Here is a 288-nt window from a genome sequence, read left to right as displayed (position 1 = left end):
GATAAAAAGTAGATGTTTTCCCTCTATACTCTCCATGAAAACACATGGAGAGTATTTTTTACTCCCTATGGAGAAAGGGGCTTTTTATGGAATTAAAAACGATTGGGCTGACAAAAAAGTTCGGTTCCAAAACCGCCGTGGACAATTTGAATATCACCTTAACAAATGGCGTCTACGGCTTACTGGGTGCAAATGGTGCAGGGAAAACAACGCTTATGCGGCTGCTCTGCAATATCCAAAATCCTACTTCCGGGAGAATTCTGCTTAACGAGAAAAACATTGTGGGGC

The 288-nt window shown here is 42.0% G+C and carries 1 protein-coding gene; it reads left to right on the top strand.

All coding sequences use genetic code 11. The annotated features are described in order from the left end of the window. Positions 1 to 86 precede the first annotated feature (86 nt). A partial coding sequence (locus PZH32_RS13895; protein ID WP_275208856.1) for an ATP-binding cassette domain-containing protein occupies positions 87 to 288 on the top strand: 202 nt, incomplete at its 3' end.

It is taken from the genome of Adlercreutzia equolifaciens (genome assembly GCF_029076695.1).
GTDB classification, from domain to species: Bacteria; Actinomycetota; Coriobacteriia; order Coriobacteriales; family Eggerthellaceae; genus Adlercreutzia; species Adlercreutzia equolifaciens_A.
This window is presented reverse-complemented; position numbering and strand designations above follow the sequence as displayed.